The 2500-nt window shown below is 49.5% G+C and carries 2 rRNA genes (1 of these 2 cut by a window edge); both read left to right on the forward strand.

The annotated features are described in order from the left end of the window. Positions 1 to 129 precede the first annotated feature (129 nt). Positions 130 to 1689, forward strand: a 16S ribosomal RNA gene (locus tag G7Y42_RS06875). Between the two features lie 231 nt (positions 1690 to 1920). Next, positions 1921 to 2500, forward strand: a 23S ribosomal RNA gene (locus G7Y42_RS06880) (it continues 2334 nt past the right edge of the window). Together the 16S and 23S rRNA genes form the textbook arrangement of a ribosomal RNA operon.

Raw genomic sequence — 2500 nt, forward strand, 5'->3', positions numbered from 1 at the left:
CTGAACAAAGTAAGACAAACCAAATGTGTAGGGCGTCTTGATTGATTCAAGACAACAAACATTTTTAACAAGCAAGCAATATGCTAGCAAACAAATTGAGCTTAACAGTTGAAAGACTGTTCTAACTTTTATTATGAGAGTTTGATCCTGGCTCAGGACGAACGCTGGCGGCGTGCCTAATACATGCAAGTCGAACGCTTCTTTTTCCACCGGAGCTTGCTCCACCGGAAAAAGAGGAGTGGCGAACGGGTGAGTAACACGTGGGTAACCTGCCCATCAGAAGGGGATAACACTTGGAAACAGGTGCTAATACCGTATAACAATCGAAACCGCATGGTTTTGATTTGAAAGGCGCTTTCGGGTGTCGCTGATGGATGGACCCGCGGTGCATTAGCTAGTTGGTGAGGTAACGGCTCACCAAGGCCACGATGCATAGCCGACCTGAGAGGGTGATCGGCCACATTGGGACTGAGACACGGCCCAAACTCCTACGGGAGGCAGCAGTAGGGAATCTTCGGCAATGGACGAAAGTCTGACCGAGCAACGCCGCGTGAGTGAAGAAGGTTTTCGGATCGTAAAACTCTGTTGTTAGAGAAGAACAAGGATGAGAGTAACTGTTCATCCCTTGACGGTATCTAACCAGAAAGCCACGGCTAACTACGTGCCAGCAGCCGCGGTAATACGTAGGTGGCAAGCGTTGTCCGGATTTATTGGGCGTAAAGCGAGCGCAGGCGGTTTCTTAAGTCTGATGTGAAAGCCCCCGGCTCAACCGGGGAGGGTCATTGGAAACTGGGAGACTTGAGTGCAGAAGAGGAGAGTGGAATTCCATGTGTAGCGGTGAAATGCGTAGATATATGGAGGAACACCAGTGGCGAAGGCGGCTCTCTGGTCTGTAACTGACGCTGAGGCTCGAAAGCGTGGGGAGCAAACAGGATTAGATACCCTGGTAGTCCACGCCGTAAACGATGAGTGCTAAGTGTTGGAGGGTTTCCGCCCTTCAGTGCTGCAGCTAACGCATTAAGCACTCCGCCTGGGGAGTACGACCGCAAGGTTGAAACTCAAAGGAATTGACGGGGGCCCGCACAAGCGGTGGAGCATGTGGTTTAATTCGAAGCAACGCGAAGAACCTTACCAGGTCTTGACATCCTTTGACCACTCTAGAGATAGAGCTTCCCCTTCGGGGGCAAAGTGACAGGTGGTGCATGGTTGTCGTCAGCTCGTGTCGTGAGATGTTGGGTTAAGTCCCGCAACGAGCGCAACCCTTATTGTTAGTTGCCATCATTCAGTTGGGCACTCTAGCAAGACTGCCGGTGACAAACCGGAGGAAGGTGGGGATGACGTCAAATCATCATGCCCCTTATGACCTGGGCTACACACGTGCTACAATGGGAAGTACAACGAGTCGCGAAGTCGCGAGGCTAAGCTAATCTCTTAAAGCTTCTCTCAGTTCGGATTGCAGGCTGCAACTCGCCTGCATGAAGCCGGAATCGCTAGTAATCGCGGATCAGCACGCCGCGGTGAATACGTTCCCGGGCCTTGTACACACCGCCCGTCACACCACGAGAGTTTGTAACACCCGAAGTCGGTGAGGTAACCTTTTGGAGCCAGCCGCCTAAGGTGGGATAGATGATTGGGGTGAAGTCGTAACAAGGTAGCCGTATCGGAAGGTGCGGCTGGATCACCTCCTTTCTAAGGAATATTACGGAGACTACACAATTTGTTCTTACTTTGTTCAGTTTTGAGAGGTTTACTCTCAATTAATTTGTTCATTGAAAACTGGATATTTGAAGTAAATATAAGTAATACAAACCGAGAACACCGCGTTGAATGAGTTTTTTAAGAATAAGTTCAATTGCTTATTTTCTTGATCGGACTTCTATCGCTAGAAGAAAGATCAAAACCCAACCGTAAGGTTGATAAGGTTAAGTGAATAAGGGCGCACGGTGGATGCCTTGGCACTAGGAGCCGATGAAGGACGGGACTAACACCGATATGCTTTGGGGAGCTGTACGTAAGCTATGATCCAGAGATTTCCGAATGGGGGAACCCAGCATCTTTGATAGGATGTTACGTTTGCGTGAATACATAGCGCATTCGAGGTAGACGCAGAGAACTGAAACATCTAAGTACCTGCAGGAAGAGAAAGAAAATTCGATTCCCTGAGTAGCGGCGAGCGAAACGGGAAAAGCCCAAACCAATGAGCTTGCTCATTGGGGTTGTAGGACTCCGATATGGTAGTATTTTCAGATAGTCGAATGACTTGGAAAAGTCAGTCAAAGAGGGTAAAAACCCCGTAGACGAAATGTGGAATGCACCTAGGAGGATCCTGAGTACGGCGGAACACGAGAAATTCCGTCGGAATCCGGGAGGACCATCTCCCAAGGCTAAATACTCCCTAGTGACCGATAGTGAACCAGTACCGTGAGGGAAAGGTGAAAAGCACCCCGGAAGGGGAGTGAAATAGAACCTGAAACCGTGTGCCTACAACAAGTCAAAGCCC

The sequence above is a fragment of the Enterococcus sp. ZJ1622 genome, assembly GCF_011038845.1.
Taxonomy (GTDB): Bacteria; Bacillota; Bacilli; order Lactobacillales; family Enterococcaceae; genus Enterococcus_B.